Origin of the sequence: Burkholderia semiarida, assembly GCF_029268935.1 — a bacterium.
In the GTDB taxonomy this organism is placed as follows: Bacteria; Pseudomonadota; Gammaproteobacteria; order Burkholderiales; family Burkholderiaceae; genus Burkholderia; species Burkholderia semiarida.
In genome coordinates this window covers 224,578-250,596 of sequence record NZ_JAHLCL010000008.1, presented here as the reverse complement: position 1 = coordinate 250,596, position 26,019 = coordinate 224,578, and the positions used below count along the sequence as shown (strand labels likewise).

The 26,019-nt window shown below is 67.1% G+C and carries 24 protein-coding genes; 13 read left to right on the top strand and 11 right to left on the bottom strand.

The features are described 5' to 3' along the window. Window positions 1-10: 10 nt before the first annotated feature. The gene (locus KPB06_RS24415; protein ID WP_059580195.1) at window positions 11-781 is read right to left on the bottom strand and encodes a DUF3348 domain-containing protein; all 771 of its coding nucleotides are present in this window, start codon (window positions 779-781) and stop codon (window positions 11-13) included. Here KPB06_RS24415 and KPB06_RS24410 point away from each other — a divergent pair. Next, window positions 780-1,019 (top strand): hypothetical protein, encoded by a 240-nt coding sequence (locus KPB06_RS24410; protein WP_143328745.1) that lies wholly within the window; start codon window positions 780-782, stop codon window positions 1,017-1,019. The genes KPB06_RS24415 and KPB06_RS24410 overlap by 2 nt on opposite strands. 13 nt (window positions 1,020-1,032) lie before the next feature. Here the strand turns inward: KPB06_RS24410 and KPB06_RS24405 are convergent, their stop codons facing one another. Beyond that, a complete protein-coding gene (locus KPB06_RS24405; protein WP_059580193.1) occupies window positions 1,033-1,671 on the bottom strand; it encodes a LysE family translocator in 639 nt (212 codons plus the stop codon). 359 nt (window positions 1,672-2,030) lie between these two features. On the opposite strand from KPB06_RS24405, the gene KPB06_RS24400 reads away from it, so the two are divergent. After that, window positions 2,031-2,609: a hypothetical protein gene (locus KPB06_RS24400; protein ID WP_059580191.1), complete on the top strand. Its 579-nt coding sequence runs from the start codon at window positions 2,031-2,033 to the stop codon at window positions 2,607-2,609. Window positions 2,610-2,788: 179 nt separating this feature from the next. Next, complete coding sequence (locus KPB06_RS24395; RefSeq protein ID WP_059580188.1) at window positions 2,789-4,168, top strand: FAD-containing oxidoreductase; 1,380 nt, start codon at window positions 2,789-2,791, stop codon at window positions 4,166-4,168. An 80-nt stretch (window positions 4,169-4,248) separates the two neighbouring features. On the opposite strand, the gene KPB06_RS24390 is transcribed toward KPB06_RS24395, so the two are convergent. Further along, window positions 4,249-5,142: an SDR family oxidoreductase gene (locus KPB06_RS24390; RefSeq protein WP_059580330.1), complete on the bottom strand. Its 894-nt coding sequence runs from the start codon at window positions 5,140-5,142 to the stop codon at window positions 4,249-4,251. A gap of 95 nt (window positions 5,143-5,237) precedes the next feature. On the opposite strand from KPB06_RS24390, the gene KPB06_RS24385 reads away from it, so the two are divergent. Further along, the gene (locus KPB06_RS24385) at window positions 5,238-6,095 is read left to right on the top strand and encodes a helix-turn-helix transcriptional regulator (protein ID WP_059580185.1); all 858 of its coding nucleotides are present in this window, start codon (window positions 5,238-5,240) and stop codon (window positions 6,093-6,095) included. A gap of 167 nt (window positions 6,096-6,262) precedes the next feature. On the opposite strand, the gene KPB06_RS24380 is transcribed toward KPB06_RS24385, so the two are convergent. Next, window positions 6,263-6,646, bottom strand: a complete 384-nt coding sequence (locus KPB06_RS24380; RefSeq protein WP_059580183.1) for a hypothetical protein — start codon at window positions 6,644-6,646, stop codon at window positions 6,263-6,265. Between the two features lie 376 nt (window positions 6,647-7,022). Here KPB06_RS24380 and KPB06_RS24375 point away from each other — a divergent pair, with 376 nt between their 5' ends. After that, a complete protein-coding gene (locus KPB06_RS24375; RefSeq protein WP_059580180.1) occupies window positions 7,023-7,970 on the top strand; it encodes a GlxA family transcriptional regulator in 948 nt (315 codons plus the stop codon). A gap of 104 nt (window positions 7,971-8,074) precedes the next feature. Here KPB06_RS24375 and KPB06_RS24370 read toward each other — a convergent pair whose 3' ends face one another. The 4 genes from KPB06_RS24370 to KPB06_RS24355 all read right to left on the bottom strand — a co-directional run bounded on the left by KPB06_RS24370 (window position 8,075) and on the right by KPB06_RS24355 (window position 11,497). Further along, on the bottom strand, window positions 8,075-8,548 hold the full coding sequence (locus tag KPB06_RS24370; protein ID WP_059580179.1) for a YybH family protein: 474 nt from the start codon (window positions 8,546-8,548) through the stop codon (window positions 8,075-8,077). A 67-nt stretch (window positions 8,549-8,615) separates the two neighbouring features. Beyond that, window positions 8,616-9,464 (bottom strand): DJ-1/PfpI family protein, encoded by an 849-nt coding sequence (locus KPB06_RS24365; protein ID WP_059580176.1) that lies wholly within the window; start codon window positions 9,462-9,464, stop codon window positions 8,616-8,618. Window positions 9,465-9,617: 153 nt separating this feature from the next. Beyond that, complete coding sequence (locus KPB06_RS24360; RefSeq protein WP_089465416.1) at window positions 9,618-10,364, bottom strand: SDR family oxidoreductase; 747 nt, start codon at window positions 10,362-10,364, stop codon at window positions 9,618-9,620. Window positions 10,365-10,591: 227 nt separating this feature from the next. Then, window positions 10,592-11,497 carry an IclR family transcriptional regulator gene (locus KPB06_RS24355; RefSeq protein ID WP_089465415.1) on the bottom strand — a complete coding sequence of 302 codons (906 nt, stop codon included), beginning with the start codon at window positions 11,495-11,497 and terminating at the stop codon, window positions 10,592-10,594. Between the two features lie 294 nt (window positions 11,498-11,791). Here KPB06_RS24355 and KPB06_RS24350 point away from each other — a divergent pair, with 294 nt between their 5' ends. Genes KPB06_RS24350 through KPB06_RS24320 form a run of 7 tightly spaced genes read left to right on the top strand, consistent with a single transcriptional unit; the run spans window position 11,792 to window position 18,637 of the window. Next, window positions 11,792-12,874, top strand: coding sequence for an ABC transporter ATP-binding protein (locus KPB06_RS24350; RefSeq protein WP_089465414.1), 1,083 nt, complete (start codon window positions 11,792-11,794; stop codon window positions 12,872-12,874). Next, entirely contained in the window at window positions 12,875-13,873 is a 999-nt protein-coding gene (locus KPB06_RS24345) for an ABC transporter permease (protein WP_275905972.1), read from the top strand. After that, window positions 13,870-14,664 carry an ABC transporter permease gene (locus tag KPB06_RS24340; protein WP_059580164.1) on the top strand — a complete coding sequence of 265 codons (795 nt, stop codon included), beginning with the start codon at window positions 13,870-13,872 and terminating at the stop codon, window positions 14,662-14,664. Before KPB06_RS24345 ends, KPB06_RS24340 begins: the two co-directional genes overlap by 4 nt. After that, window positions 14,664-15,011: a (2Fe-2S)-binding protein gene (locus KPB06_RS24335; protein ID WP_059580162.1), complete on the top strand. Its 348-nt coding sequence runs from the start codon at window positions 14,664-14,666 to the stop codon at window positions 15,009-15,011. The genes KPB06_RS24340 and KPB06_RS24335 overlap by 1 nt, the downstream gene beginning before the upstream one ends. Then, window positions 15,008-16,450 (top strand): FAD/NAD(P)-dependent oxidoreductase, encoded by a 1,443-nt coding sequence (locus KPB06_RS24330; RefSeq protein ID WP_099317129.1) that lies wholly within the window; start codon window positions 15,008-15,010, stop codon window positions 16,448-16,450. The genes KPB06_RS24335 and KPB06_RS24330 overlap by 4 nt, the downstream gene beginning before the upstream one ends. Then, window positions 16,443-17,594: an NAD(P)/FAD-dependent oxidoreductase gene (locus tag KPB06_RS24325; RefSeq protein WP_059580157.1), complete on the top strand. Its 1,152-nt coding sequence runs from the start codon at window positions 16,443-16,445 to the stop codon at window positions 17,592-17,594. The genes KPB06_RS24330 and KPB06_RS24325 overlap by 8 nt, the downstream gene beginning before the upstream one ends. After that, a complete protein-coding gene (locus KPB06_RS24320; RefSeq protein WP_275905973.1) occupies window positions 17,591-18,637 on the top strand; it encodes an ABC transporter substrate-binding protein in 1,047 nt (348 codons plus the stop codon). The genes KPB06_RS24325 and KPB06_RS24320 overlap by 4 nt, the downstream gene beginning before the upstream one ends. A gap of 598 nt (window positions 18,638-19,235) precedes the next feature. Here the strand turns inward: KPB06_RS24320 and KPB06_RS24315 are convergent. Genes KPB06_RS24315 through KPB06_RS24305 form a run of 3 tightly spaced genes read right to left on the bottom strand, consistent with a single transcriptional unit; the run spans window position 19,236 to window position 24,216 of the window. Further along, window positions 19,236-20,126: a hypothetical protein gene (locus tag KPB06_RS24315; protein ID WP_226094128.1), complete on the bottom strand. Its 891-nt coding sequence runs from the start codon at window positions 20,124-20,126 to the stop codon at window positions 19,236-19,238. Further along, window positions 20,092-23,946 carry a type VI secretion system Vgr family protein gene (locus tag KPB06_RS24310; protein ID WP_275905974.1) on the bottom strand — a complete coding sequence of 1,285 codons (3,855 nt, stop codon included), beginning with the start codon at window positions 23,944-23,946 and terminating at the stop codon, window positions 20,092-20,094. The genes KPB06_RS24315 and KPB06_RS24310 overlap by 35 nt, the downstream gene beginning before the upstream one ends. Next, on the bottom strand, window positions 23,947-24,216 hold the full coding sequence (locus KPB06_RS24305; RefSeq protein WP_124863835.1) for a PAAR domain-containing protein: 270 nt from the start codon (window positions 24,214-24,216) through the stop codon (window positions 23,947-23,949). A gap of 385 nt (window positions 24,217-24,601) precedes the next feature. Between KPB06_RS24305 and KPB06_RS24300 the strand changes: the two genes are divergently transcribed. Further along, window positions 24,602-25,939 carry an MFS transporter gene (locus tag KPB06_RS24300; protein ID WP_124657326.1) on the top strand — a complete coding sequence of 446 codons (1,338 nt, stop codon included), beginning with the start codon at window positions 24,602-24,604 and terminating at the stop codon, window positions 25,937-25,939. Window positions 25,940-26,019: the final 80 nt, after the last annotated feature.

Sequence of the window (26,019 nt, the reverse complement as noted above, 5' to 3'; positions counted from 1 at the left end):
AGCGTGTTGATTAGCAGGTGCGAAGGGCCGCGAGCAGCCCGTCTACCGTTTGAAACCGGACTTCGAGTTCGGCAAGCAGGATGCTTTGCATCTCGTCGCGAAACGTATCGAGCCATGCGCCGGGCACGATCGCCGCGACGGTCGCGGGGTCGGCCGCCGCGCCTTCATCGGCCGGAGCGGATGCGCCGCCGGCAGCGGCTTCGGCGTCGGCCAGCGCCTGCCGCTCCGCTTCGCGCAGCCGCGCGAAGCGCGTGCCGAGCAGCGCGGGCACGGCCGACAACAGGCTGCGCTCGCGCGCGCCGAGCACGCGCTCCATGATCGTGTCGAGCGTCGCGAGCCGCGCCATCCCGGACGAGCGTGCGGCGAGCGCGACGCGCAGGCGGCCGCGCAACTGGCCGATCGCCGTTTCCATGTCCTGCTGCAGGGTCAGATAACGTTGACGAAAATCCGCGAAATCGGCCGTGTCGGCGGCCGGCGGCGGCGGATCGCCCGGCCGGCGCCGCGCCCGCGGCCGGCTGGCGGCCGTGATCGCCTGCGCGAGATCGTGGCGCACGCGCGCGCAATCGCGCTCCGCGTCGTAGCCGCGCACGCCGGCCGCGACGCCCGGCGGGCTCGCATTCAGCGCGGACGACAGCGTGATCGCGTCGGTCCAGCCGAGCCACTGGCTCAGCCGGTCGGACAGCGTCTGCCGGGATTCCGCGACGTCGGCATCGGCCAGGCGCGCGAGCAGCCGGACGAGCGTCGGACCGCTCAACGCCGGGCGCGGAGATGCTTGCACCATGCTGCAAACCGTCAAAAAAGGCAGCAGTTTACACGTCGTCGGGCAGTCGACCGCCAGAATCGGGGAAGCGGCGCCGTTCGACGCGCCGGTCAACCCATGCGAACGCCCGTCGCGCAAGGCTGGGCGGGCGGCGGTGCCGAGTGGGGAAGCAGGATCGGCGGCAGCCGGCGAGCGGCCGCGCCACGAGGAAGTCATACGTTTGCGAACCGGCCGACTCGCCGGTTCGCGCCGGTACTGATCAGGAATGAAGCTCAGATCCCCGCTTTCGGCGCATTCAGGATCAGCCGCAGCCCGAGCAGCGTGATCGCGCCGGCCGCGATGCGGTCGACCCACTTCTTCGCGCGCAGGTAGAGCTCGCGCGGCCGGCGCGTCGAGAAACACAGCGCGACGAGCGTGTACCAGCCGAATTCGACCGCGAACACGAGCGGCGGCAGCACGAGATAGCACCACAGCGGCGGATGCTGCGGGAGCAGCGCCGCGAAGATGCTGCCGTACCAGATCGCCGTCTTCGGGTTGCTGAGCTGGGTCGTGAGGCCGGTCCAGAACGACTTGCGCGCGCTGCCGCCGGCCATCGCCTGCGGATCGTCCATCGCGATCGGCCGGTCGGCGCCGCGCCAGATCTTCGACGCCATGTAGATCAGGTACGCGCCGCCCGCGACCTTGAGGCCCACGTACAGCCATTCGACGGCTTGCAGCAACGTGTAGAGCCCGGCCAGCGCGACGCCGCCGAACACGATGCCGCCGATGCCCATGCCGAGTGCGGTGGCGAGCCCGTCGCGGCGCGACAGCCCGATCGAATTGCGGGCAACCAGCACGAAGCTCGGGCCCGGGATCATCGCGCCGAGAAACAGCGCAGCCAGGATGGCGAGTACGGCAGCCGATGCGGTCATCGAAGTCTCCTTGGTCAGCGACGCCGCTGCGCCGGCGCCTGCGTGTCGTTTCCGACGGTCGAGCGCTCGATTCTGGCACGCTTCGCGGATGGCCGAAAGCGGCTGTGCGCTGCTATGCTGGCCCTCTTTCCCGTGATCCCGCGCCGCCCCATGATCGAGATCCGCGCCGCCCGCTATCCCGACGATGCCGCCGTCGCCGATCCGATCCTTCGCGAGTCCATCGCGAGCCCGACCGTCAGCCTCGCCTTCCCGAGCGACGAGCCCGGAAATCCGGCGCCGGGCGGCGAGTTGTCCGGACGTGATCTGTCACGCGCCGCGCGACTCATCTCCCTTTCCTCCTTTCGACCGGACCGCCTGTCATGCGCGCCCTTCGCCTTTCCGCCCTGCTGCTCCCGCTGTTCGCCGCCCTCTCGCTCCACGCCCGCGCCGCCCCCCTGCCGAAATCGATCGCCGCGCAACTGCCGCCCGGCTACCAGCCGCTGACCGCGCAGGCCGGCCCCGATCTCGACAACGGGCGGCGCAGCTTTCTCGTCGTCGTGCATCGCGCAGTGGACACGCGCGAGCAGCCGTCGCCGCGCCCGCTGCTGATCTACGAGGAACAGGCCGATCACACGTACCGGCTCGCCGCCCGCAACGACCAAGTCGTGCTGCGCGCGAACGAAGGCGGCCAGTGCGACCCGTTCGATCCCGACGATGCGGCCGGCAACGGCGTGTCGGTGAAGGGCCGCTATTTCACCGTGCAGAACGCCGTCGCGTGCGGGCAGCACTGGACCGACTACATCACGTTCCGCTACGACCCGCGCACGCACGGCTGGCTGTTTTCGAACCGGATCGTCACCGAATCGTTTCCGCTCGACGACCAGCCCGACCACGTCACCGTCACGCGCGCCGACGCGCACCGGCCGGTGTCGTTCGGGCACTGGCAGCGCAAGGACTAGACGCCGCACGCCGCGCCACCCGCGGCGGCGCCATTTTTCAATACGGCGCGTCGCCCGCCCGACGCTCGCGACACCGGGCCAACAGGTCTACCATAGGCGCTCGTCGCCCGCGCGACCGCCGGCACGGCATGCGGCTTGCGCCTGCCCCTTTCCCCGTTGTCCCCGCCCAGGAGGACGTCATGACGCAACACTTCGATGCGATCGTCATCGGCACCGGCCAGGCCGGGCCGCCGCTCGCCGCGCGGCTCGCCGGCGCCGGCATGAAAGTCGCGATCGTCGAGCGCGGCCGCTTCGGCGGCACCTGCGTAAATACCGGCTGCATCCCCACCAAGACGCTGATCGCGAGCGCATACGCCGCGCAGCTCGCCCGACGCGCCAGCGAATACGGCGTGTCGATTGGCGGCCCCGTCACCGTCGACATGAAAGCCGTGAAGGCGCGCAAGGACCAGATCTCGGGCCGCTCGAACCACGGCGTCGAGCAATGGGTGCGCGGCCTCGACAACACGACCGTCTTTCAGGGTCATGCCCGCTTCGAACGCGCGAACGCGGTGCGCGTGGGCGATGACGTGCTCGAAGCCGAACGCATCTTCATCAACGTCGGCGGACGCGCGCAGGTGCCCGCGATGCCGGGCCTCGACTCGGTGCCGTACCTGACCAACTCGACGATGATGGACGTCGACTTCCTGCCCGACCATCTCGTGATCGTCGGCGGCAGCTACGTCGGGCTCGAATTCGGCCAGATGTACCGCCGCTTCGGCTCGAAGGTCACGATCGTCGAGAAAGGCCCGCGCCTGATCCGCCGCGAGGACGAAGACGTGTCGCAGGCCGTGCGCGAGATCCTCGAAAAAGAAGGGGTCGACGTGCAGCTCGACGCGAATTGCCTGAGCGCGCGCCGCGACGGCGACGGCATCGTGGTCGGCCTCGACTGCGCGGGCGGCGGCCGCGAGGTGGCGGGCTCGCACCTGCTGCTCGCGGTCGGGCGCGTGCCGAACACCGACGATCTCGGGCTCGACCGCGCGGGCGTCGATACCGACGCGCGCGGCTACATCACCGTCGACGATCAGTTGCGCACCAACGTGCCCGGCATCTGGGCGCTCGGCGACTGCAACGGGCGCGGCGCGTTCACGCACACCGCGTACAACGACTACGAGATCGTCGCGGCCAACCTGCTCGACGACGATCCGCGCAAGGTGTCCGACCGCATCATGGCCTACGCGATGTACATCGATCCGCCGCTCGGCCGCGTCGGCATGACGCTCGAGGAAGCGAAGCAGACGGGCCGCCGGCTGCTGGTCGGTACGCGCCCGATGACGCGCGTCGGCCGGGCGGTCGAGAAAGGCGAAAGCCAGGGCTTCATGAAGGTGATCGTCGACGCGGATAGCCACGCGATCCTCGGCGCGTCGATCCTCGGCGTGACCGGCGACGAAGTCGTGCACGGGATACTCGACGTGATGACCGCCGGCGCGCCGTACACGACGATCAGCCGCGCGATGCATATCCACCCGACCGTATCGGAGCTGGTGCCGACGCTGCTGCAGGATCTGCATCCGGTCGAATGACGCACCGCAGGCGGGCGGCCGCGACGTACGCGTGTTCGTCACGGCCCGAGCCGCGCATGATGCGCGGCGCCCGTCGCTCGTCAGCTTCCGAAATACGCCGGCCGGTCGATGTCGGCCAGCAGCCCCGGCTGTGTCGGCGTCCAGCCGAGCGACGCCCGCGTGCGCTCGCTGGTTGCGGGCGCATCCATCCCCGCGAACATCGCGAACCAGCCGAAGTGCTCGCCGGCTTCCGCCGCCGACTTCGCGACGACCGGCACGTTCAGCCGGCGGCCGATCACCTCCGCGATTTCGCGAAACGGCACGCCCATGTCGTCGACCGCGTGATAGCGCGCGCCGGCCGCGCCGCGCTCGATCGCGAGCCGATACACGCGCGCCGCGTCGAGCCGGTGCACGGCCGGCCAGCGGTTCGCGCCGTCGCCGATGTACGCCGCCACCCCTTTCTCCCGCGCGAACGCAATCAGGCGCGGCACGAACGCGTGATCGCCGTCGCCGTGCACGGACGGCGGCAGGCGGACAACCGACGCATGCACGCCGCGCGCTTCGAGCGCGACCGCGCTCGCTTCGGACGCACGCGGATAATTCGCCGACACCGGCACATGCGAATCGTCCTCCGTCGCCGCGCGGCCGGGCGCGACGAGCGCGAGGCCCGACGTGACGATCAGCGGCCGCGCCGAACCGGCGAGCGCCGCGCCGATCGTCTCGATCGCGCGGCGGTCGAGTTCGCAGTTCTGCGCGAAGCGCGAGAAGTCGTGATTGAATCCCGTGTGGATCACCGCGTCGGCGGCGTCGGCGCCGCGCGTCAGGCTCTCGAGATCCTCGAGCGACCCGCGATGGACGTCGGCGCCGGCCGCGGCAACCGATGCCGCCGCTGCATCCGACCGCGCGAGCCCGAGCACCGAGTGCCCGGCGGCCAAGAGTTCGGCGACGACGGCCGAGCCGACGAATCCCGACGCTCCCGTAACAAAGACACGCATGTTCAGCACCTCCGGATGAAATGGAGGCTTACTATCTGCCGAGCGCCGCTCGCGGTGAAGCCGTGACGGTTTACCGGTAAACGAACTAACAGGATATGGCTGACGCCCCCGACAACCTGCTCGGCGCGTACCTGCGGGACCGCCGCGAGAAACTCGACCCGGCCGTGCTCGGGCTGCCGGCCACGCGCCGCCGCACGCCGGGCCTGCGGCGCGAGGAAGTCGCGCAGCGCGCGCACGTGAGCGCCGCGTGGTACACGTGGCTCGAACAGGGGCGCGGCGGCGCGCCGTCGGCCGACGTGCTCGACCGGCTCGCCCGCGCGCTGATGCTCAACGACGCCGAACGCGAACACCTGTTCCTGCTCGGCGTCGGCCATCCGCCCGAGGTGCGTTATCACGCGCCGGCCAGCGTGACGCCGCGGCTGCAACGCGTGCTCGATTCGCTCGACGCGAGCCCCGCGATCATCCGCACCGCGACGTGGGACGTCGTCGCATGGAACGACGCCGCGGCCGCGACGCTGACCGACTATGCGACGCTGCCGCCGGCCGCACGCAACATCCTGCGGCTGATCTTCGTCGATGCGCGCGTGCGCGATGCGCAGCCGAACTGGGAGCGCGTCGCGCGGTTCGCGGTCGGCGCGTTTCGTGCGGACGTCGCGCGCAGCGGCGCGACGCGGGCCGTGCAGGCGTTCGTCGACGAGATGCGCGCGACCAGCGCCGAATTCGACGCAATGTGGCGCGACCACGATATCCGAACGCACGACGAAGGCACGAAGGAGATCCGCCATCCGGAAGTCGGCCGGATCGCGCTCGACTATTCGGCGTTCTCGGTCACCGGCAGCCCGGACCTGAGCCTCGTGACCTTCACGCCGGTGACGCCGGCCGACCGCGAGCGGATCCGGGAACTCGTCGCGGCCCGCGAACGGGCCCGCGCGGCACAGGCGCCGGCTGCGTGACCACGCATGGCCTTCTCGCGAGCCTGGTTCGGGACGGCATGGTTCGACGGATCGCGCAGCAGTCCTTCGCGTTCGATATCCGCGATTGAAAAACGCAGGCGGAAAATGCAAAGAGGCGTCGCGCACGAATGCGCGACGCCTCTTGTTCATTCACGGAAAAATGCCGATTACGCGGCGCGCTGCAGCAGGTCCGTGGCGAATGACTTCGCATGCGCGACGGCTTCCTGCGCGTCGCCGAATACGCCGAGTTCGTCCCAGTGCTCTTCGGCCGCGTACGTGCCCTTCACGGCGAGCGCTCGCTGAACGCTCAACTGCGCCGCGTAGCGGCCGTCGTCCAGCGGCCGTGCCGTCGCGACGACCTTGTGCGGCGGGCTCGCTCGTTCCGGCTGAACCAGTTCGACAGGCCCGCTGGCCGTGCCGATATTCATCAACTCGTTTCGGGTGTTGCAGTCGGGGCAGTAGAAGCACCAGCCCGCGCCCTCCTGATGGTGCCTGACCTGCCCGCGAGCCAGCACGGCACGACATTCGACGTTTTCGCAGATGAACGGCATCGCAGTCTCCGGAGTTGTTTGACGGAAATCCTAGCATGACCGCCGGCGGTCAACCATCGGCATCCGCATGATGGCCGCGGCGGCGGTTTCGGTTCGTGACGGAGGCTCGACCGGGCGGGCGTCGCCGTCTTTCGCTGCGCTGCAATACCGGCGCTTTTTCCCGGATCGGGACGCCCGCTGCGCGAGATCAACCGGCATTCACCTATCGTCGCTGTTCGTTGCTTTCTGTCGGCATCGCATCCGCGCGGCGCAAACCCATACAGTCGATCGATGAAGACGTAAAGGACGCTTTTCCCTCGTTTCAAGCCAAATGACATGATTCGAGGGTTCCCCCGTAAAATTCGCCATTCCGGCGTTACCGACTCATTGCCTCGTCATGCATCGAATTGGATTCTTCGTCTGCCGCGGCTACGACGCGCTCGATCTTGGCGGGCCGCTATCGGCCTTCAATCAGGTGGCCACGGCCGCCGGCCGCACGCCATACGATCTTCACGTCATCTCGCCATTCGGCGGCCCGATTCCCGGCAATACCGGCCTTTCGATCGACACGAAGCCGATCGGACGGCGCGCGTTCGACACCGTCGTGTTCGTCGGCGGCGATATCGCGCCGATGCAGACGTCGGAGAATATCGTCGCGGCCAGCAAGCTGGCCACCAGGGCGTCGCGAGTGGCAAGCGTGTGTACCGGCGCATTCCTGCTTGCGGAAACCGGTTCGCTGGACGGATTGAGAGCGGCGACGCACTGGCGATACGCCGCGCAATTGCAGTCGCGCTTTCCTCGCACACGGGTCGACGGCGACAGCATCTATGTCGTCGACGGCCGCGTCTGGACGTCGGCGGGCATCGCGTCCGGCATCGACCTCGCGCTCGGCATGATCGAACGGGACATGAGCGCGGAGATCGCGCGCGAGGTGTCGCGGCTTCTCGTCGTTCCGTATCGGCGGCCCGGCGGGCAGTCGCAATTCTCCGCGATGTCGCAGATGGAGCCGGAATCGGATCGCATCCGTATCGCACTGAATTTCGCTCGCGAACATCTGGCCGAAGCGTTGCCGGTCGAACGGCTCGCCGATGCGGCGAGCTTGAGCGTGCGACAGTTCGGGCGCGCCTTTCGCCGGGAAACCGGGGAAACGCCCGCGAGGGCGGTCGAGCGTCTACGAGTAGAAGCGGCAAGGCTACGCCTGCAGAGCGGCAGCGAACCGATCGAACAGATCGCGCTGGCGGTGGGATTCACCGATCCGGAACGGATGCGCCGTGCCTTCATCAAGCTGCTCGGGCACCCGCCGCAAGCGGTTCGACGCGAGAGCAGGTCGAACGCCGCGCGCTGATCGGCCGCCTGCCGGTCAGCGCGCGGCCGGGTCGACGTCTCGCCAATGGGTGATTGGCGCGTGGGTGCCCAACGCGCCATTTCGCCGGACGTCGATAGTCGTCGTCAATCCTTGACCGGCGGGTAAGCGTTCCACATGTCGCGATGCAGCTTCCACGTGCCGCCCTGCTTCAGGAACACGAGCGTCTGCTTCGCGCGGATCTTCAGCACTCCGTCGTGATTGCGAACCTCCACATCCGATACCTCCGTCACGGCCTGGTCGTTACCGTAGAACTCGTAGTTGTCGAACGACACGGTGCCGGGTTTCGATCCGGCATACCCGTTGGTGAAGTACTCGGTGATCGCCCGGCGCCCCGTGACCTTGTCGCCGCCCGGCGGCAAGAGCGCGCCGTCGTCGGTATAGAGGCGGCCGATCGCGTCGTAATCCCCTCGCGCAAAAGCGTCCGCCCATCGCGCGTTCTCGGCCTTGATGGCCGCTTCGGGCGGGCGTTGCGCACCAGCGGCGACAGCCGACGCCGCGAATGAAAAAAATGACACGCACGCTGCAAGCGCGGCAGTACAAAGATGAATCCGTCGCATCGAATGATTTCCGAATCGGGTTTGAATTGAAGAGGCGGCAACGCTGCTCGCGGTGCCGGCAAGCGTTTCAGCGCACGCCGGGAATGCGTGCGAGCCCCTTTGATGCACCGGGCAGCTTCTTGTCGACCATCGCGACGAGTTCGGGCCGCGCCTCTCTCGGATGACCGGCGTGGAACGGCGGATCGGGATCGTATTCGATCACGAGCTGCGTGTACTCGGCGGCCTGCTGGCCGCGCAGCTTCGCCGCCACGCGCAGCGCGAAGTCGATGCCCGCCGTCACGCCGCCGCCGCTCATGAAGCGGCCGTTGTCGTCTTCGACGAAGCGATCGGGAACGGGAATCGCACCATATTCGGCCAGCTTGTTGACGAACGCCCAATGGCAGGCGCTGCGCTTGCCCTGGAGCACGCCCGTCGCGGCGAGCACGAGCGACCCGTTGCATACCGACGTCACGTGTTTGGCGCTCTCCGCCAGACGGCGGATCTGCGCCTGATACGCCGGCCGCATCGGCACCGACAAATTGGACCCGCCGGGCACGAGGATCACGTCGGTCCTGTGGATATCGGCCAGCCGTTCGGTCTTGCCGTACACGACGCCGAATTCGAGCGTCACGTTGCCGCCGTCGAGGCTCGCATAGCGCACGTTCGTATTCGGCAACCGGTGGAAGACCTCGCTGGGGCCCGCGAAGTCGAGCAGCGTGCCGCCGTCGTAATTGACGATCAGGATCTCGAGCGGCTCGTTCGGCGCGAGCAGCCCCGTGCTGCCCGCAGGCGCCGGCGTGGCGTGCCCGAGCACCGCGCCGCCACCCAGCACGGCGCCGAGGGTGGCCGCGCTGCCGAACTTCAGGACATCGCGGCGCGAACGGCCTGCCCGCGTGAGCGGCCCGGCGGACGCATGGTTGTCGCTACTGTCGGTCAAGATGATTGCTCCTTGCAACTTCGGCCCATGAGCGCGTGCAACCGCGCCGGGCCGGATCGAAGAACCGCCGCGGCGAACGGCGCGGCGGACGTGAAATCGGGATGAGGATGAGCCGGGGTGACATGCCGGGCCCGGCGATCGCGAAGCGCGGGCTTAAAGCTGCGACGCACCGCCGTCGACGACCAGCTCGGTACCGACGACGTACGAGGATTCGTCGCTGGCGAGATAGAGCGCCGCGTACGCGATGTCGTCGGCCTCGCCCATGCGGCCAACCGGAATCGCGTGCGCGAATTCGGCCTTGCGCTCGCGCACCCATTCGTCGGGCTTGCCCCACCTGGACAGCAGCGGCGTATCGATCGGGCCGGGTGCGATCGCGTTGAAACGGATTTTCCGGTCGAGAAATTCGTACGACCAGCTGCGGGCCAGCGAACGCACGGCGGCTTTTGCCGCCGCGGTCAACGAGATGCCGTGCTTGCCGGTCTGATCGACGAACGAGGTATTGAGGATCACCGACGAACCTTCGCGCAGGTACGGCAGCGCTGCTTGAAGCGTGAACACCACACCCTTGACGTTGACGTCCATGATGTCGTTGTAGAGCGTGTCGTCGATGTCGTTCACGGCGGACGGGAACGCCCAGCCCGCGTTGGCGAACACGACATCGAGGCCGCCGAACGTCTCGTCGGCCGCGGCGGCAATCGCGCGCATGTCGTCCAGCGACCTGACGTCGCCCTTGAGCACGAGCGCATGCTCGCCGAGTTCCGCCTTCACGCGCTCGAATGCGGCCTCGTCGCGCCCCGTCACCGCGACGCGCGCACCTTCCGCCATGAACAGCTTCGCGGTGGCCAGACCGATGCCGCTGGTGCCGCCCGTGATCAACACCGATTTATTTTTGAGTCGCATCTTCCGTTCCTTTTCGTGTCGTGATTGACCAGGCCGGCTACGCGACACGCGATGGCGCTTGCGTGCGGGTTCCTGCTTGATCGTTCACGTGCAGTATGGAACGTGACGCGGATGGCTCAAAGGTCGTATAACCCTCGAAAAACGTCATTCGAGGCGTTCGATCCGCACCGGCGAACGGCATGGCGCCTGGGCCGAGCAAGCCGATGAAACGGCCACGCGCGACGCGGCTAGACGGTTTTCCCCGACAGCCCGTGCATCGGCCGCCGCAACGCGGCGTCGAACGGATTGGTGCGCGGGCCGATCGCGGCGGCCTGACGTCGCAGCAGTTCGACGACCATCGGCATCCGGTCGTCGCCGAGCCGCGACGCGAGCGTGCCGACGCTCAGCGCACCCACCGGATAACCGGTGCGATCGAGGATCGGCACCGCGACGCCGGCCATTCCGTCGAGCACGCCGCTGTTGCGGCCCGCGTAGCCGAGTTGCCGCACGCGTTCGATCTCGGTGCGCAGATACACCTCGTCGAGCACACCGTAGCCGCGGATGCGCGGCACGTTGAAGCGGATCACCTCCTCGCGCTCGGCTTCGGGCAGGAACGCGAGGATCGCAAGGCTGCCCTGCCCGACGCCGAGCGCGATGCGCCCGCCGATATCGCCGGTAAACGAGCGGATCGGAAACGGCCCTTCGCACAGGTCGAGACACACGGCGTCGAAGCCGCTCTTCACCAGCAGGAAGATGGTTTCGCCGAGGCTCGCGCACAGCCGCAGCAGCGCGGGACGGCACAGCGTGCGCATGCTGCTCGGGTTGCCGGCCTGCGCGGCGAGCGCGAAAAAGTCGACGCTCAGCCGGTACAGCTTCGACTGCTCGTCCTGTTCGACCATCCCTTCGGCGATCAACGATTGCAGGATGCGGTGCGCGGTGCCCTGCGTCAGGCCGACGGCCTTCGCCAGATGCGTGACGCGCACGCCGTCCTGCTGCATGCCGGCCAGCGCGCGCAGGATCGCGAACGCACGCTGCAGCATGCCGGTGCCGGGCGCACCGGCTGAATCGACGGGATCTGCCGCATCGGCGGCGTGCTCGTCCGGGCGCGGCGCGCGGGCGGACGGCGACGTTCCGCGCGAACGAGGTTCCTGCATGTCGGCTCTCCTCGACGATTTCAGTGAATGGAATACGGTAGCCGCTATTGTCGTCCGGCCGAAAATCCGCGGGCATCCGGGTGTGCACGGGATTGACGCGGACATTTCACGGATCGGCCGCCCGTCATCCAACGGAACGATTCGCAGGCGATTTTCCGATTCGTTCCGGTCAATGGAATTTTTCCGAAATTCCTCCCGTTCAGCAGAATTCGAAATTGACGCGCCGAAATATGGCTGGCTAGAGTCCGCGTCATCGGCGCACCGGCCATGCGGTGTGCGAACCCGGAGCTCTCCATGTCGTTTCTCACGCTTACGGATCTGACGAAAACCTTCGGCGAGCTCACCGCCGTCGCGGACGTCAACCTGTCGGTCGAGCAAGGCGAATTCGTGTCGCTGCTCGGGCCGTCCGGCTGCGGCAAGACCACCACGCTGCAGATGATCGCCGGCTTCGTCGACGTCACGCGCGGCCGCATCGCGCTCGACGGGCAGGACATCACGCACCTGAAGCCGAACCGCCGCGGGCTCGGCATCGTGTTCCAGAGCTATGCGCTGTTTCCACACATGAGCGTCGCGGAGAACGTCGGCTTCGGCCTCGACATGCGCGGCATCGACAAGGCCGAGCGCGCGGAGCGCATTCGCGCGGCGCTGGCGCTCGTGCGGCTCGACGCGCTCGCGCACCGCTTTCCGCGCGAATTGTCCGGCGGCCAGCGGCAGCGCGTGGCGATCGCGCGCGCGGTCGTGATCGAGCCGCCCGTGCTGCTGCTCGACGAACCGATGTCGAATCTCGACGCGAAGCTGCGCGAGGACATGCAGTTCGAGCTGCGCGCGATCCAGCGCAAGATCGGCACGACGACGATCATGGTCACGCACGATCAGTCGGAAGCGCTGTCGATCAGCGACCGCGTGGTCGTGATGGAAGCCGGCCGCATCACGCAGACCGATACCCCGTATCGCGCATACGAGCGCCCCGAAAATCATTTCGTGTCGCAATTCATCGGCAAGGCGAACCTGCTGCCCGGCACGATCGTCGCGCACGACGGCGACGCGATCCGCATCGACCTCGGGCACGATCTCGCCGAGACGGGCCGCACCGCGCATCTGCCCCCGCGCGAGCGCGACGTGCGCGTGGGCGACGCGGTATCGGTCTGCATCCGCCCCGAAAAGCTGCGGCTGTGCGCGCCCGAGGCCGGCCGCTTCGCGGCGACCGTCACGAGCCGCTTCTTCCTCGGCAGCCAGTGGCTGTACCGCGTCGACAGCGCGCTCGGCGAGGTGCTCGTGTGCTGCCAGAACGAAGGCGCGGAGCCGCTCGCGGAAGGCGCGCCGGTCGGCATCGACTGGCACAGCGACGCGGTGCGCGTGATGCGCCGGGAGGCCTGAATGCGACAGCCTTCCCGCCCGCTCTCGACTGAAGGCGCACCGGCCGGGGTCGTGCAATCGGGCGCGACCGTGGCCGCCACGGCCGCGGCGGACGCGGTGACGCCCCGTGCCGGCGCCGCCGCCGCGCTGCGCGCGCGCTGGCGCGCGCATGCGCCGCTGTGGCTGATGTGCGCGCCTGCCTTCGCGCTGTTCGCCGCGCTCGTGCTCGTGCCGCTCGCGATGACATTCGTGCTGACGTTCTACCGCTTCGACCCGGCCACCGGCCCGATCGCCGCGTTCCAGTTCGGCAACTACGCGGAAGTGCTCGGCTCGTCGTACTTCCACACGATCTTCGCGCGCACGTTCGGCATTGCCGCGCTGACCACCGCGATCTGCGTCGCGATCGGCACGCCCGAAGCGTACGTGCTGTCGAAAATGCGCGACCCGTGGCGCTCGCTGTTCCTGCTCGCGATCCTCGCGCCGCTGCTCGTGTCGGTGGTCGTGCGCGCGTTCGGCTGGAGCATGCTGCTGAACACGAGCGGGCTCGTGAACCAGGCGCTCGCGCTCGTCGGCCTCGGGCCGTACAAGCTCGAATACACGACCTTCGCGATCGTGATCGCGCTGGTGCACGTGATGCTGCCGTTCATGGTGATTCCGGTGTGGACCGCGCTGCAGCGGCTCGATCCGCAGACGGAGCACGCGGCGCTGTCGCTCGGCGCATCGCCGTTCACGACGCTGCGCCGCATCGTCGTGCCGCAACTGATGCCCGGCGTGCTGTCGGGCAGCCTGATGGTGTTCGGGCTGTCGGCGAGCGCGTTCGCGATTCCGGGCCTGCTCGGCGGGCGCCGCCTGAAGGTCGCGGCCACGGCCGTCTACGACGAATTCCTCGGCTCGCTGAACTGGCCGCTCGGCGCGACGATCGCGGTGCTGCTGCTCGCGGCGAACCTCGCCGTGATGCTCACCTACTACCGCGTGCTCGAACGCCGCTACGCGCGCAGCCTCGGAGGCGCCTCCCGATGAGAAAGAACGGCCCCTTTGCGCTGGCGTTCCACACGCTCGTGATCCTGTTCGTGCTCGCGCCGCTCGTGATCGTCGTGCTCGTCGCGTTCACGCCCGACGAAACGCTGACGCTGCCGACCCGCGGCGTGTCGCTGCGCTGGTTCCGCGCGATCCTCGACTATCCCGACTTCGTCACCGCGTTCCTCAACAGCGTGAAGCTCGCGTTCGCGTCGGCGACGCTGTCGCTCGCGATCGCGTTGCCGGCCGGCCTCGCGATCGGCCGCGCGACGTTTCCGGGCCGCGCGTTCCTGAACGGGCTGCTGCTGTCGCCGCTCGTGATTCCCGGCCTCGTGCTCGGCATCGCGCTGCTGCGCTTTTTCGCGCTGATCGGCGCGACCGGTTCGTTCGCATGGCTCGTGCTCGCGCACATGATCGTCATCACGCCGTTCGTGATGCGGCTCGTGCTCGCGTCCGTCGCGGGCCTCGACCGCAGCATCGAGCAGGCCGCATGCTCGCTCGGCGCGGACCCGTGGACGACCTTCCGCCGCATCACGCTGCCGATGATCGTGCCCGGCATCACGGGCGGCTGGCTGCTCGCGTTCATCAACAGCTTCGACGAGCTGACGATGTCGATCTTCGTCACGTCGCCGCAGACGGTCACGCTGCCCGTGCGCATGTACATGTACGCGACCGAATCGATCGACCCGATGATGGCGTCGGTGTCGGCGCTCGTCATCTTCATCACCGCCGGCGCGATGCTGCTGCTCGATCGCGTATACGGCCTGAACCGCATCCTGATCGGCCAACATTGATGACGACTCCCGTTTCCCGTACCAACGACATCGCGGACGACGGCGCGCAGTTCGTGCGCGTCGCCGAACGCGAGCGCGCGTCCGTCGCGTTCACGCTCGACGGCCGTCCTGCGCAGGCGCTCGCCGGCGACACCGTGCTCACCGCGATTCTGGTCGCGCAGCGTCGCGTGCGCATCAGCGAATTCAGCGGGCAGCCGCGCGCGGGCTTCTGCCTGATCGGCGCGTGCCAGGACTGCTGGGTGCGCACCGAAGCCGGCGCACGCGTGCGCGCATGCTCGACGCCGATCGTCGAAGGCATGCGGATTCTCACGATCGCCCGGCCGATCGCAGCCGGAGACGCAGCATGAACGCCGCGCTGCAGCCGGTGATCGTCGGCGCGGGGCCGGCCGGCGTGCGCGCGGCCGAGGCACTGGTCGACGCGGGACTGCGGCCGGTCGTGATCGACGAGAACGCGCGCTGGGGCGGACAGATCTATCGTCAACCGCCGGCCGGCGCCGCGTTCGCGCGCGACAAGCGCACGCTATACGGCTTCGAGGCCGCGAAGGCCGACGCGCTGCACCGGACGATGGCCGCGCTGCTGCCGCACGTCGACTACCGGCCGAACACACTGGCGTGGTCATGCGGCGCGGGCCGCGTCGACACGCTGCAGGACGGCCGTGAAGTGACGGTGCCGTACGCGCACCTGATCGTCGCGAGCGGCGCCACCGACCGCGTGCTGCCCGTGCCGGGCTGGACGCTCGCGGGCGTCTATACGCTCGGCGGCGCACAGGTCGCGCTGAAGGCGCAGGGCTGCGCGATCGGCCGGCGCATCGTTTTCGCGGGCACGGGGCCGCTGCTTTACCTCGTCGCTTACCAGTATGCGAAGGCCGGCGCGCAGGTCGCGGCCGTGCTCGATACGAGCCCGCTGCGCCGCCAGGCCGCCGCCGCGCCCGCGCTGCTGCGCATGCCGTCGATCTTCGCGAAGGGGCTCTACACCATCGGCTGGCTGCGCGCGCACGGCGTCGCGATCGAAACGGGCGTCACGTTCGAGCGCGTGCTCGGCGCCCGACATGTGACGGGGCTCGCATGGCGCGCCGCAGGCGACGACGAGCGCACCGCGTCGCCGCGCGTGCTCGACTGCGATGCGCTCGGCCTCGGCTTCGGCCTGCGTTCCGAAACGCAGCTCGCCGATCTGGCCGGCTGCCGGTTCGGCTTCGACCCGCTCGATCGCGCATGGCTGCCGGAGCGCGACGCAGCCGGGCGCACGTCGGTGCGCGGTATCTACGTCGCCGGCGACGGCGCGGGCATCGCGGGCGCCGACGCGGCCGAAGCGTCGGGCCGACGTGCGGCGCTCGCGTTGCTCGACGATGCCGGCATCGCATCTCGCTCGCCGTCCGGCAAACCCGACACGGCGGCGCTCGACCGCACGCTCGCACGCATCGGCTCGTTCCGCGTGGGCCTCGAAGCGGCATTCGCGCCGCCGGCCGACCAAGCCGCGCGCTGCCCCGACGACACGATCGTGTGCCGCTGCGAGGAAGTCGACGCGGGCACGCTGCGCCGCTGCATTCGCGCGGGCGCAGCGACCGAAATGAACCGGCTGAAAGCGCTGACGCGCGTCGGCATGGGTCGCTGCCAGGGCCGCATGTGCGGCGACGCGGCCGCGCTCGTGCTGGCCGCCGAAACCGGCCTTCCGCTCGCCGACGTCGGCCGGTTGCGTGCGCAACCGCCGGTGAAGCCGTTCCCGATCTCGGCCGCGCTCGCGGGCGACGACGTCGCGGCGATTCCCGACGAGGCGCGCGATGAGTGAGCGTCGACATTACGACGTCGCGATCGTCGGCGGCGGCCTCGTCGGCGCGTCGGCCGCACTCGCGCTCACGCGACGCGGCTTGCGCGTCGGGCTGTTCGAGCGGCGCGACTGCGGTGCGCAGGCGAGCGGCGTGAACTACGGCGGGGTGCGCTGCCAGGGCCGCCCGGCCGAGCAATTGCCGCTCGCGCTGCGCGCGCGGCGTATCTGGGATCGCCTGCCCGAACTGATCGGCATCGACGGCGAATTCGTCGTGTCCGGCCACTTGCGGCTTGCGCGCAGCGACGCCGATCTCGACGCGCTCGACGCGTACGCCGCGCTCGCCGGCGAACACGGCTTGCCGCTGCAGGTGATGCGCGGCGACGCGTTCCGCCGCCGCTACCCGTGGCTCGGCCGCGCGGCGCTCGGCGGCTCGCTGTGCGAGACCGACGGCCATGCGAACCCGCGCCTCGTGTCGCCGGCGTTCGCGCGTGCGGCTCGCGCGGCGGGCGCGGACGTGTTCGAGCACACCCCGGTCGACGAGGTTCACCACGACGGCACGCGCTTTCATGTGCAGGCCGGCGGCTGCGCGCACACGGCGACATGGCTGATCAATTCGGCCGGCGCATGGGCGAACACGATCGCAGAGCGCTTCGGCGAAGCCGTGCCGATGGAGCCGATCTACCCGAACATGTGGGTGACCGAACCGCTGCCGCCGTTCATCGCGCACAACCTCGGCGTGTACGGCGGCGGCGTGTACGCGCGCCAGGTCGCGCGCGGCAACTGCGTGATCGGCGGCGGCCGCGGCCGCGGCGACGGCGAATTCGGCCAGCCGTCGGTCGATACGACGCGCGCGGTGATGCGCGACGCGTGCGCGCTGCTGCCCGCGCTGCGCGACGCGCTGCTGATCCGCACGTGGAGCGGCGTCGAAGGCTGCACGCCCGACCACAACCCGATCATCGGCGCGAGCCGCACGACGCCGCGCCTGCTGCATGCATTCGGCTTTTCAGGCGGCGGCTTCCTGCTCGCGCCGGGTGTCGGCGAGGTACTCGCCGATCTCGTCACCACCGGCGAAACCGTCACGCCACTCGATGCATTCTCGATCGGCCGCTTCTTCCCGCAAGCCGCGCCGACCGCCCCTTTCCGTCAAGAGGAGATCCAAAAATGAAACTGCTCGGCACGATCGCGGCGGCCGCCGCCCTTTGCATCGCAGGCGCCGGCGCGCCCGCGTGCGCGCAAACGAAGACGATCTACGTCGGCATGAACGGCGGGCCGATGGAAAAGGCCTATACGAGCCAGGTGCTGCCCGACTTCGAGAAGGCCAACAACGTGAAGGTGGTGATCGTGCCCGGCACGTCGTCGGACGTGCTCGCGAAGCTGCTCGCGAACCGCAACAAGCCGCAGATCCACGTCGCGTTCCGCGACGACGGTGTGATGGCGCGCGCGGTGAGCCTCGGCGTATGCCAGAAACTCGACGATTCGCCGGTATTGAAGGAGTTGTACCCGTTCGCGCGGATGAAGGACGACGTCGGCGCGGGCGTGCAGCTCGGGATGACCGGCATCGCGTACAACAAGAAGCTGTTCGCCGAGAAAGGCTGGGCGCCGCCGACGTCGTGGATGGATTTCGCCGATCCGAAATACAAGGGCAAGGTCGTGTTCCAGTCGGCGTCGAGCAGCACGTTCGGGCTGCACGGCTTCCTCGCGATCAACCGGCTGCTCGGCGGTAACGAACAGAACGTCGAGCCGGGCTTCAGCAAGTGGGCGAGCACGGTCGGGCCGAACGTCGTCGAATACATCCCGAACTCGGCGAAGATCTCGGAGATGGTACAGACGGGCGAAGCCGGCCTGTTCCCGCTGACGCCGACCGGCGTCGGCGACCTGCAGGACAAGGGCATCCCCGTTGCGTATGCGAATCCGAAGGAAGGCCCGGTGCTGCTGCTCGTCGACCTGTGCGTGGTCGCGAACAATCCCGATCCGCAACTCGCGCAGAAGCTCGCGCAGTTTTTGCTGTCCGCGCCCGCGCAGACGAAGGCGGCCGAGGCCGGCAAGCAGATTCCGACCAACCGTCTCGCGAAGATGCCTGCCACGATGCAGCAAAGCCTCGGCAACGTCGACGATCTGGTGCGCAAGGTGACGGTGGTCGACTGGACCGCGATCAACGCACGCCGTGCGCAGTGGGATACGCGGTGGAATCGGCAGATCGAGCGGTGAGGGGGTAGCGTGCGCCGCCGCGGGCGAAAAGGGACGAAGCCAAGGAGAGCGCAGTCGGGTCCATTTCCGGCCCGCGGCGCGTGGGCGTTCAGCGAATCCCAAAGGGTGGGCCGGGTCCGCCCTCGAGTTCACGCCTGGTCAGGTTCGGAGGCGTCCTGCATCCCATAACGGGTGGTCGTGTGGCGCTCTAAATCACACCCGGCGACCCGGTACGTGCTCGATGCGCCGCCCTTGCTCGCGTTCCGCCTGGGGGGCAATGTGCGGACTGCGGGAAATTTTCGTCTCTCGTAGGCCAACCATTACTGTGAACCCGAGACGGGGATGAATCCTTGCCACAAGCCGGGCTCGGGACATAACGCGCTCATCCCAATAGGCTTGCACCACTTCGGCACACGCATAAGCATCTTCTTCATGTGACTGGCTCCGGTATCCCTCTCCGAAACTCACCATCTTCGCCGCCGTTTCCGGCGACACTCTCAACAGCTTGCACACCTCGGCCTGTGCAATTGGCACGTCGGGCTTTACATAAGCGCGGCGTGGCCGATTCTGCATGTGTGAAATCGGCCAGCTGTGGGCATTCGCTAACGAGGATGCGACGTCATCCTTCCTGTGTCCACGGCGGGTCGCCGTATTCCTCCAACCACATCCATCGGCCGGGTTCGAAGAGGTCCGCGTATTGCGCTCGTTGTGCTTGCTCCCAAGGGGTCAACTTGCGAACGTCAGGGAATTTTTGACCCTTGCGGATCAGCAACCGATGCGACTCCGATGTTTTGCTGTATCCCTGCCATATCCCCGTTTCCGGGCACAGCATGCCGGTGCACAGGTTCATTTCCCCATATTTCTGCCGCTTCGCTTGCTGTTCTTCGAGACGGCGTTGCTTGCGTTCGTCCGGCGTCAGGATTTTGTATGCGCGACGTATCCTCACTTCATCAAGGACCGGCGGGGATAATCCGTCCGGGGAATTCACGTAAAATAGATTCACGTTCACGGGAAACTTGCTTCCCGGAAGGTCCTTTGATCGGTAGCGGAAGGACTGCAAATTCGGCATTTTCGGGTCGCGCACCATCATCTCGTTCCCGTATTGACGATTTCCCTCTCCGTCAATCCAATAATCCTCCAGCTGGAGAAGCGATTTTATTTCTGCAGCCGACAAACCAGCAACCCTTGCGTCGAAGATAATCCTTACTCCGGCTGGAACAATTTTTACCTTGTCGCGATTATCGCTGTAGTCCTCCGGGTCGTCGCCTGTGGAAAATTCGATCGTCGTTCGATGGAGTGCACGATTTGCGTACTTATAAAGATATCCTTTTGCAGGATGGTGCGTCCATGTCGTGTAGTTTGTTCCAAAGACAATATGTTTCGGATCGTAGGGTGCATCATCGCGCAGGATCGCCATGGCCGTTTCAAGGATGATGCGCAGCACGGTGCGTTGCTCCTCGTCTGTCGTTTGCACTTCAAATCCCTCCCCCAACGGCGTGAAATGAAGCATCGTATTCTCCTGTGCATGTACCGGGGTTACGCACGAAAGCACGATCAGGACGGTCCCAATAGGCTTGCACCACTTCCGCACACGCATATGCATCTTCTTCATGTAACTGACTCCGGTATCCCTCTTCGAAACTGACCATCTTCGCCGCCGTCTCTGGCGGCACTCTCAACAGCTTGCACACCTCGGCCTGTGCAATTGGCACGTCGGGTTTCACATAGGATCCGCCAGTCTGATTCTGCAGATGCGAAATCATCCAGTAATAGTGAAAAATAAGCATGCGATGAAGTCCTGTGGAAACTCGTGCATCGCTCGGAATTTGAGTTTTCTTCGTAACCGCGAAAATATCTTCGGGGATATATTGTTTATAAATGACATTTATTTTATTAAATGAAGAATAATCTTCACAGTGCCGATTAAGCAAAGCCATCATCCAGAATGCCTGCTGACAATGTCGTGCTTCGTGATAAAGCAAGTCGGCGAATGCTTTCAGGTTGCTATCCAAGGCAGCTGCGTTGTTTGACGATGCGATGATCTTCAGTATCTCGGTTTCTTGAATGACGATCGTCCACTTTGGCGTGGAAAACGACGCGCTTACGTCTGAGCGCATGTTGTACCTGGATCGACCTTCAATCGCATTAACAATGACGATCTTGGGAGTTGCGCCATTTGATTTCATTGGGTCGCTTGAAGAACCACTTGGCACTCCAAACGGCCCGGTCGAAAGTGCGACGCATAGTATTTTTTCAACTGCGAGCGCAATGTTTTCATTCAGATTCCTTGTTAACTCGCCGCTCACCGTATAGTACTTGCCCCACGGAATCCCCTTGAGCACCTTCTTGATCGCCACCGTATAAGCTTTCGTCACCGGATACTCGACATCCCGGCGCACCGGCATATTGCGCGGCGTATCGCCCTGTTTGGCCCCGTCGATGAAGTGATGGAAACGCAACCCGAAGTTCAGCGGATCGCATGCCGCGAACGCGGGCCGCTGGCTGCCCGACGTAGCGCCCTGTTCCGGGGTACTGGCCTCCCTACCCATGATCGTCGCCGCGCGCTTGTCGGCGTTCGGCGCCCGGGCGGTGTAGGGCGCCGTGTTCTCGCGCACGATCGCGGCCCGATTCACCGCAATCACCTTGTCCGGCGCGCTCGCCGCCAGCAATTCCACCGTGCCGAACGCGATGTCGTGACTCGTCACCACGTCCGTTTCGCCCCGCTCGTTGCTCACGCCCTCGATCACGCGTCCGTTGTCCAGCGTGATCCGATACGGCTGCTTCGGCAAGGCAAACCCGCTGCCGTGCTCCAGCAGCACGAACTGCGCGGCGTACCGCCCGGGGTGTTCGGGCGTGACCGGCATGCGCATCGGTCGCACCCGTGCATGGTCGGTCTGATGACTGCCCGCATGGATCGTGTGCTCGCCCGCCGTGCGCACCACATATCCGCGGTCGCTGATGCGTACTTCCGTCCTGCCGGCGTGCAGCACGATTTCCTCTGCCGCGTGCAGGTGGATACTGTCGGCCGTGCTCGTGAGCCGGATGGCTTTCCTCGCGGTGACGTCGACGCCATCCGTCTGCGCATCGATCCGCACCTTCCCCGCGGCAGCGACGAGCGCCATGCCCGCCTTGTGCACGAACAGCGAGAACGCGTTCGACACGCTCGCGAACAACGACCGCCCCACGGCGATCCCGACATGCCGGCCGCTCGTCACCGCCACGTCCTCGCCGCTGGCGATATGCGCGCCGCGCTCGGCCGCCATGCTGATGCCGGCCGATCCGGCCAGCACGATGTCGGGTTCGGCCAGTTCCGGGAAGTCGTTCGTGCCCCCGGACGGTGTGCCCCGAATCGCATCGTTGCGCGCGTTGATCGCCCGGTGGACGTCGCGCTGATCGGCGCCAGGTGGTGGTGCGTCGTGCCGTTGCGCCAGATCCGCGAGGCTTTTCTGCAGGTCACGCGCCTGCGTCAGCCGGCCGACGGCCGCTTTCGCGGCCTTCGCGTGGCCGGGGCCGCCTGGCTGGCCGTCCGTTGATACGAACAGTCCCTTCAACGCCCGAACAACACCCCAGTCGTCGGTGCGAAGCTCGAAACCCTTGCCACGCGCGTCGCCGCGACCTTTCTTGCGTGTGATACGGCGGAGGTTACCCAGGCTCAGCGTCGATGCACCGGCATCGCTCGACAGCTGCGTCTGGATTTGTTCCCGCGTATCGTCGATCGCGAGATGACCGGACGCGGTGCCGTGAAACTCCCGACCGCGGATCACGGCGAGCGAATGGTTGTGCGGCAGCTCCAGCGCAGGCTGTCGGAACGCGTTGACCGCGCTGCCGATGATCACCGGCAAATCCGGGTCGCCCTGGTAGTGCGACACCGCGACCTCGTGGCCGATGCGCGGGATGAACGTCGCCCCCATGTCCACGCCTTGCCACGGCGACAGCACGCGCAGCCAGATACCGGCATGCTCGTCGTGCGTGCCGTGCCGGTCCCAGGCGAACTGCACCTTCACGCGGCCGTATCGGTCGGTCCAGACTTCCTGTCCGGCGGGGCCGACGACGATGGCTGTCTCCGGCCCGCTCATGACCGGCTTGCGAACGCTGCGTTCCAGGCGGAACGGCTCGTTGGCCGGCAACAGCTCGAATCGCGCGTCGACGCGACAGGTCGGCGCGTCGCTGGTGCGCTGCGCGAGCTCTTCGATATCGAGCGTGCACGATACGACGAGGTACTCTCGATTGGCCGCCTGCTGCGGATAGCCGGTCAACTCAAAGGTATGCCCGGCCGCGAGGCCGCGCAGGTTTCCTTGCCCGTTCGCACGCAGCCCCTTGGAGCGCTGCGCCTCGAGTTGAACGTTTGCGAAGTGATGCGCCTCGCGCGCCGTATCGTTCGGTTGGCCCGTCAGCCCAGGCGCGCCGGCAAGCGGCTGACTGTAATCGCCCCATCCGTAGATCTCGCCATCGGCGCTTGCGTTCGGGCGAGGGGCTTCCGCCGTCGCGGCGAGATCGGCCCGCGGGCGCGTGTAGTCGTAGTCCGTCACGCTCATGCCGCCCGGCGTCAGACGACGGGTCACGGACAGCGTATGGATGTGTTCCGCGTCGATGCGCCGCGCGCCGGGCGGCAGATAGCGCAACGTCGCATAAGCGGCACGATGCGGCCGATGCCCGCCCATCGAGTCGCACAGGACCAGGCGATGACGGCCGCCGTCGTGTTCGAACCACCACCAGATTCCCCATTCTTCCCAGAGGCGTTGCAGGAACGCCCAATCCGATTCGAACGCCTGACGCTGGACGTCGCGTGTCGGATACGCGCCGCGGAATGCGCCCAGGCGCTTGTCGACGGGGTATGGGGATTTCTCGAGTACCGCGTCGGTGATTTCGACGACGGTCATATCCTGGAACAGACGGCAATCCTGCGTCAGCGCCGCGCGATAGAGCCACGGGCGCAGCTCCAGTTCGTACAGGATTGAATCGCGATCCTGCCCGGCCAGCCGTGCCGCTTCGACCAGTCCGCTGATCTCGCGCGTTCCGGCGCCCCTGTTGTCGTGTCCAGCCGTGCCGGGCGGCTCCGGCGCGAGCGACCCTGTGTCCTGGAGCCGGATCGACACCGTCACTTCGGTGCCGACGATCTCGTCCAGCTCGACATCGGCCGTGCGACTGGGAGAGAACGCATAGGCGTCGTCGGTTCGCAGCGTGACGAGGTAGCGGCATGCATCGAGACGGCCAAGGGTTTCGGTGCCTTGCAAGCGCACGGGAACGAAGACCGGCAGCGCATCCATTCCGTAGGTCGGCAACGATGCGCCGGAGATCGAAAGCGTGCGAGCATGAGCAAAAATCGCCATTCATGCCGCCCCTGTTGCTCGCGGGCCAATGACGATTGCGCCGCAGTCGGTTGCGTCGCCGCGATATCCCACCAGGCGGCCATGGTGCATGCGCGGCCCGCTCGCCAGCAGCGGAAACACGCCATCGCATTTCGGACAACGAACACCATGGCCGTCAAGCGCCACGCCGATTCCGAGATGTTTCAGGTCGTCGGCGGCTTCGATGACGGTGCCGTCGTGGTCGGTGGCGTCTCCGAGGCGAACCATTTCATGGCCTTGTTCGTTCTTCATCAGCGATCTCGCATATCACGTGGATCGAGATTGATAACGCGGAAATGCAACGCCGCCTATGGGATGAATACGAATTTTCCGGCTTCGACTTTCGTTAATAAAGCCCCTTTTCTGCGTGATCCGATTTGTACCGGTCGCAAGCAACCGGACGCCTGCATGGAGTCTGTCTGAACTTTTCTGGCCCGCCCGAAACATCCATGCCAGTTTCCACGCAAATGCAGGCACGCAGCGTGACCTTTTCCACCCGCGAGGGTTGTACCCATCATCAACCGGAGTGATGACACTCCCCTTTTTCTGCGGATTTGACGGGGCTGCCGGGGCCGACAACACTAGCCCGCAGTGCTGCAAAAGACGGCACGCGCCCGCCTCCCCTTCAGAGTCCGCCATGTACCCGACCGACACCGTGCAATCCCCGAGCGCCGCCCGGCCGCTCGCCGACCGGCAGCTACGCCGGATCGTCATCGCCTCCGTCGCCGGCAACGCGATGGAATGGTATGACTTTTTCGTCTACGGCACGGCCGCAGCGCTGGTGTTCGGCCACGTGTTCTTTCCGCCCGGCGCGTCGCCACTGGCCGGCAGCCTCGCCGCATTCGCGGCATTCGCGCTCGGTTTCGTCGCGCGGCCGCTCGGCGGAATCGTGTTCGGCCACGTCGGCGATCGCTACGGACGCAAGGCGTCGCTCGTGTGGACGCTGCTGATCATGGGCGCATCGACCTTCGCGATCGGCCTGCTGCCGACCTACGCGCAGGTCGGCCTGTGGGCGCCGGCCGCGCTCGTCGTGCTGCGGCTGCTGCAGGGCATCGCGTCCGGCGGCGAATGGGGCGGCGGCGTGCTGATGATCAGCGAGAACGCGCCGCCCGAGCAGCGCGGCTATTACGCGGCGTGGAGCCAGCTCGGCGTGGGCGGCGGCTTCGTGCTGTCGTCGGCCGCGTTTCTCGCCGCGCAGGCGCTGCCGGACGACATGTTCCGCACGTGGGGCTGGCGGCTGCCGTTCCTCGCGAGCATCGCGATCTTCGCGATCGGCATCTATATCCGCCGCCATCTGCCGGAAAGCCGCGACTTCGAGCAGGCCGGCAAGCGCGGTGCGCGCACGCATTTGCCGATCGTCGAGTGCATCCGCCGCCATCCGAAGGAAATCCTGCTCGCGATGGGGCTGCGCGTGGCCGAGAACGGCGGCGCGTACATCTTCCTCGCGTTCTCGCTCGTCTACGGCAACTACGTCGGGATTCCGAACGGCACGATGCTGACCGGCGTGATGATCGCGATGATCGTCGAGATGGGCGCAATGCTCGCGTGGGGTCGCCTGTCCGACCGGATCGGCCGCAAGCCCGTGTACCTGATCGGCGCGCTGAGCCTGATCGCGTGCGCGTTTCCGTTCTTCTGGCTGCTCGATACGCGCGTGACGCCGCTCGTGTGGCTCGCGCTGACGGTCGGCACGGCGGTGAGTCACGGTGCGATGATCGGCACGCTACCCGCGCTCGTCGGCGAGCTGTTCAGCACCGAAGTGCGTTACTCGGGCGTCGCGCTCGGCCATGAAGTCGCGTCGATCTTCGCGGGCGGGATGTCGCCGCTGATCGCGACCGCGCTGCTCGCGCGCTATCACGCGTCGTGGCCCGTATCGCTGTTCCTCGTCGCGCTCGGCCTCGTGACCGTCGCGACGCTGTGCGTGATGCGCGAGACGCGTGCCGTACCGGCGGCCGGCACGCGCGGCGACGCGGCATGAGCGCGCGGCCCGCGCCGGCCGCCGCACCCGCGTTGCCGGTAAACGATTGGCGCACCGGTTCACGGCGCCACGTGCGCGCT

Bases quoted from the DNA above. Each gene is read 5' to 3' on its own strand.
- KPB06_RS24395 (WP_059580188.1), top strand. From the start codon at position 2,789: ATGACGCAACACTTCGATGCGATCGTCATCGGCACCGGCCAGGCCGGG.
- KPB06_RS24335 (WP_059580162.1), top strand. From the start codon at position 14,664: ATGACGACTCCCGTTTCCCGTACCAACGACATCGCGGACGACGGCGCG.
- KPB06_RS24410 (WP_143328745.1), top strand. From the start codon at position 780: ATGCTGCAAACCGTCAAAAAAGGCAGCAGTTTACACGTCGTCGGGCAG.
- KPB06_RS24340 (WP_059580164.1), top strand. From the start codon at position 13,870: ATGAGAAAGAACGGCCCCTTTGCGCTGGCGTTCCACACGCTCGTGATC.
- KPB06_RS24360 (WP_089465416.1), bottom strand. From the start codon at position 10,364: ATGCGACTCAAAAATAAATCGGTGTTGATCACGGGCGGCACCAGCGGC.
- KPB06_RS24315 (WP_226094128.1), bottom strand. From the start codon at position 20,126: ATGCTTCATTTCACGCCGTTGGGGGAGGGATTTGAAGTGCAAACGACA.
- KPB06_RS24305 (WP_124863835.1), bottom strand. From the start codon at position 24,216: ATGAAGAACGAACAAGGCCATGAAATGGTTCGCCTCGGAGACGCCACC.
- KPB06_RS24330 (WP_099317129.1), top strand. From the start codon at position 15,008: ATGAACGCCGCGCTGCAGCCGGTGATCGTCGGCGCGGGGCCGGCCGGC.
- KPB06_RS24390 (WP_059580330.1), bottom strand. From the start codon at position 5,142: ATGCGTGTCTTTGTTACGGGAGCGTCGGGATTCGTCGGCTCGGCCGTC.
- KPB06_RS24320 (WP_275905973.1), top strand. From the start codon at position 17,591: ATGAAACTGCTCGGCACGATCGCGGCGGCCGCCGCCCTTTGCATCGCA.
- KPB06_RS24350 (WP_089465414.1), top strand. From the start codon at position 11,792: ATGTCGTTTCTCACGCTTACGGATCTGACGAAAACCTTCGGCGAGCTC.
- KPB06_RS24310 (WP_275905974.1), bottom strand. From the start codon at position 23,946: ATGGCGATTTTTGCTCATGCTCGCACGCTTTCGATCTCCGGCGCATCG.
- KPB06_RS24415 (WP_059580195.1), bottom strand. From the start codon at position 781: ATGGTGCAAGCATCTCCGCGCCCGGCGTTGAGCGGTCCGACGCTCGTC.
- KPB06_RS24345 (WP_275905972.1), top strand. From the start codon at position 12,875: ATGCGACAGCCTTCCCGCCCGCTCTCGACTGAAGGCGCACCGGCCGGG.
- KPB06_RS24300 (WP_124657326.1), top strand. From the start codon at position 24,602: ATGTACCCGACCGACACCGTGCAATCCCCGAGCGCCGCCCGGCCGCTC.
- KPB06_RS24375 (WP_059580180.1), top strand. From the start codon at position 7,023: ATGCATCGAATTGGATTCTTCGTCTGCCGCGGCTACGACGCGCTCGAT.
- KPB06_RS24355 (WP_089465415.1), bottom strand. From the start codon at position 11,497: ATGCAGGAACCTCGTTCGCGCGGAACGTCGCCGTCCGCCCGCGCGCCG.
- KPB06_RS24380 (WP_059580183.1), bottom strand. From the start codon at position 6,646: ATGCCGTTCATCTGCGAAAACGTCGAATGTCGTGCCGTGCTGGCTCGC.
- KPB06_RS24385 (WP_059580185.1), top strand. From the start codon at position 5,238: ATGGCTGACGCCCCCGACAACCTGCTCGGCGCGTACCTGCGGGACCGC.
- KPB06_RS24405 (WP_059580193.1), bottom strand. From the start codon at position 1,671: ATGACCGCATCGGCTGCCGTACTCGCCATCCTGGCTGCGCTGTTTCTC.
- KPB06_RS24370 (WP_059580179.1), bottom strand. From the start codon at position 8,548: ATGCGACGGATTCATCTTTGTACTGCCGCGCTTGCAGCGTGCGTGTCA.
- KPB06_RS24325 (WP_059580157.1), top strand. From the start codon at position 16,443: ATGAGTGAGCGTCGACATTACGACGTCGCGATCGTCGGCGGCGGCCTC.
- KPB06_RS24400 (WP_059580191.1), top strand. From the start codon at position 2,031: ATGCGCGCCCTTCGCCTTTCCGCCCTGCTGCTCCCGCTGTTCGCCGCC.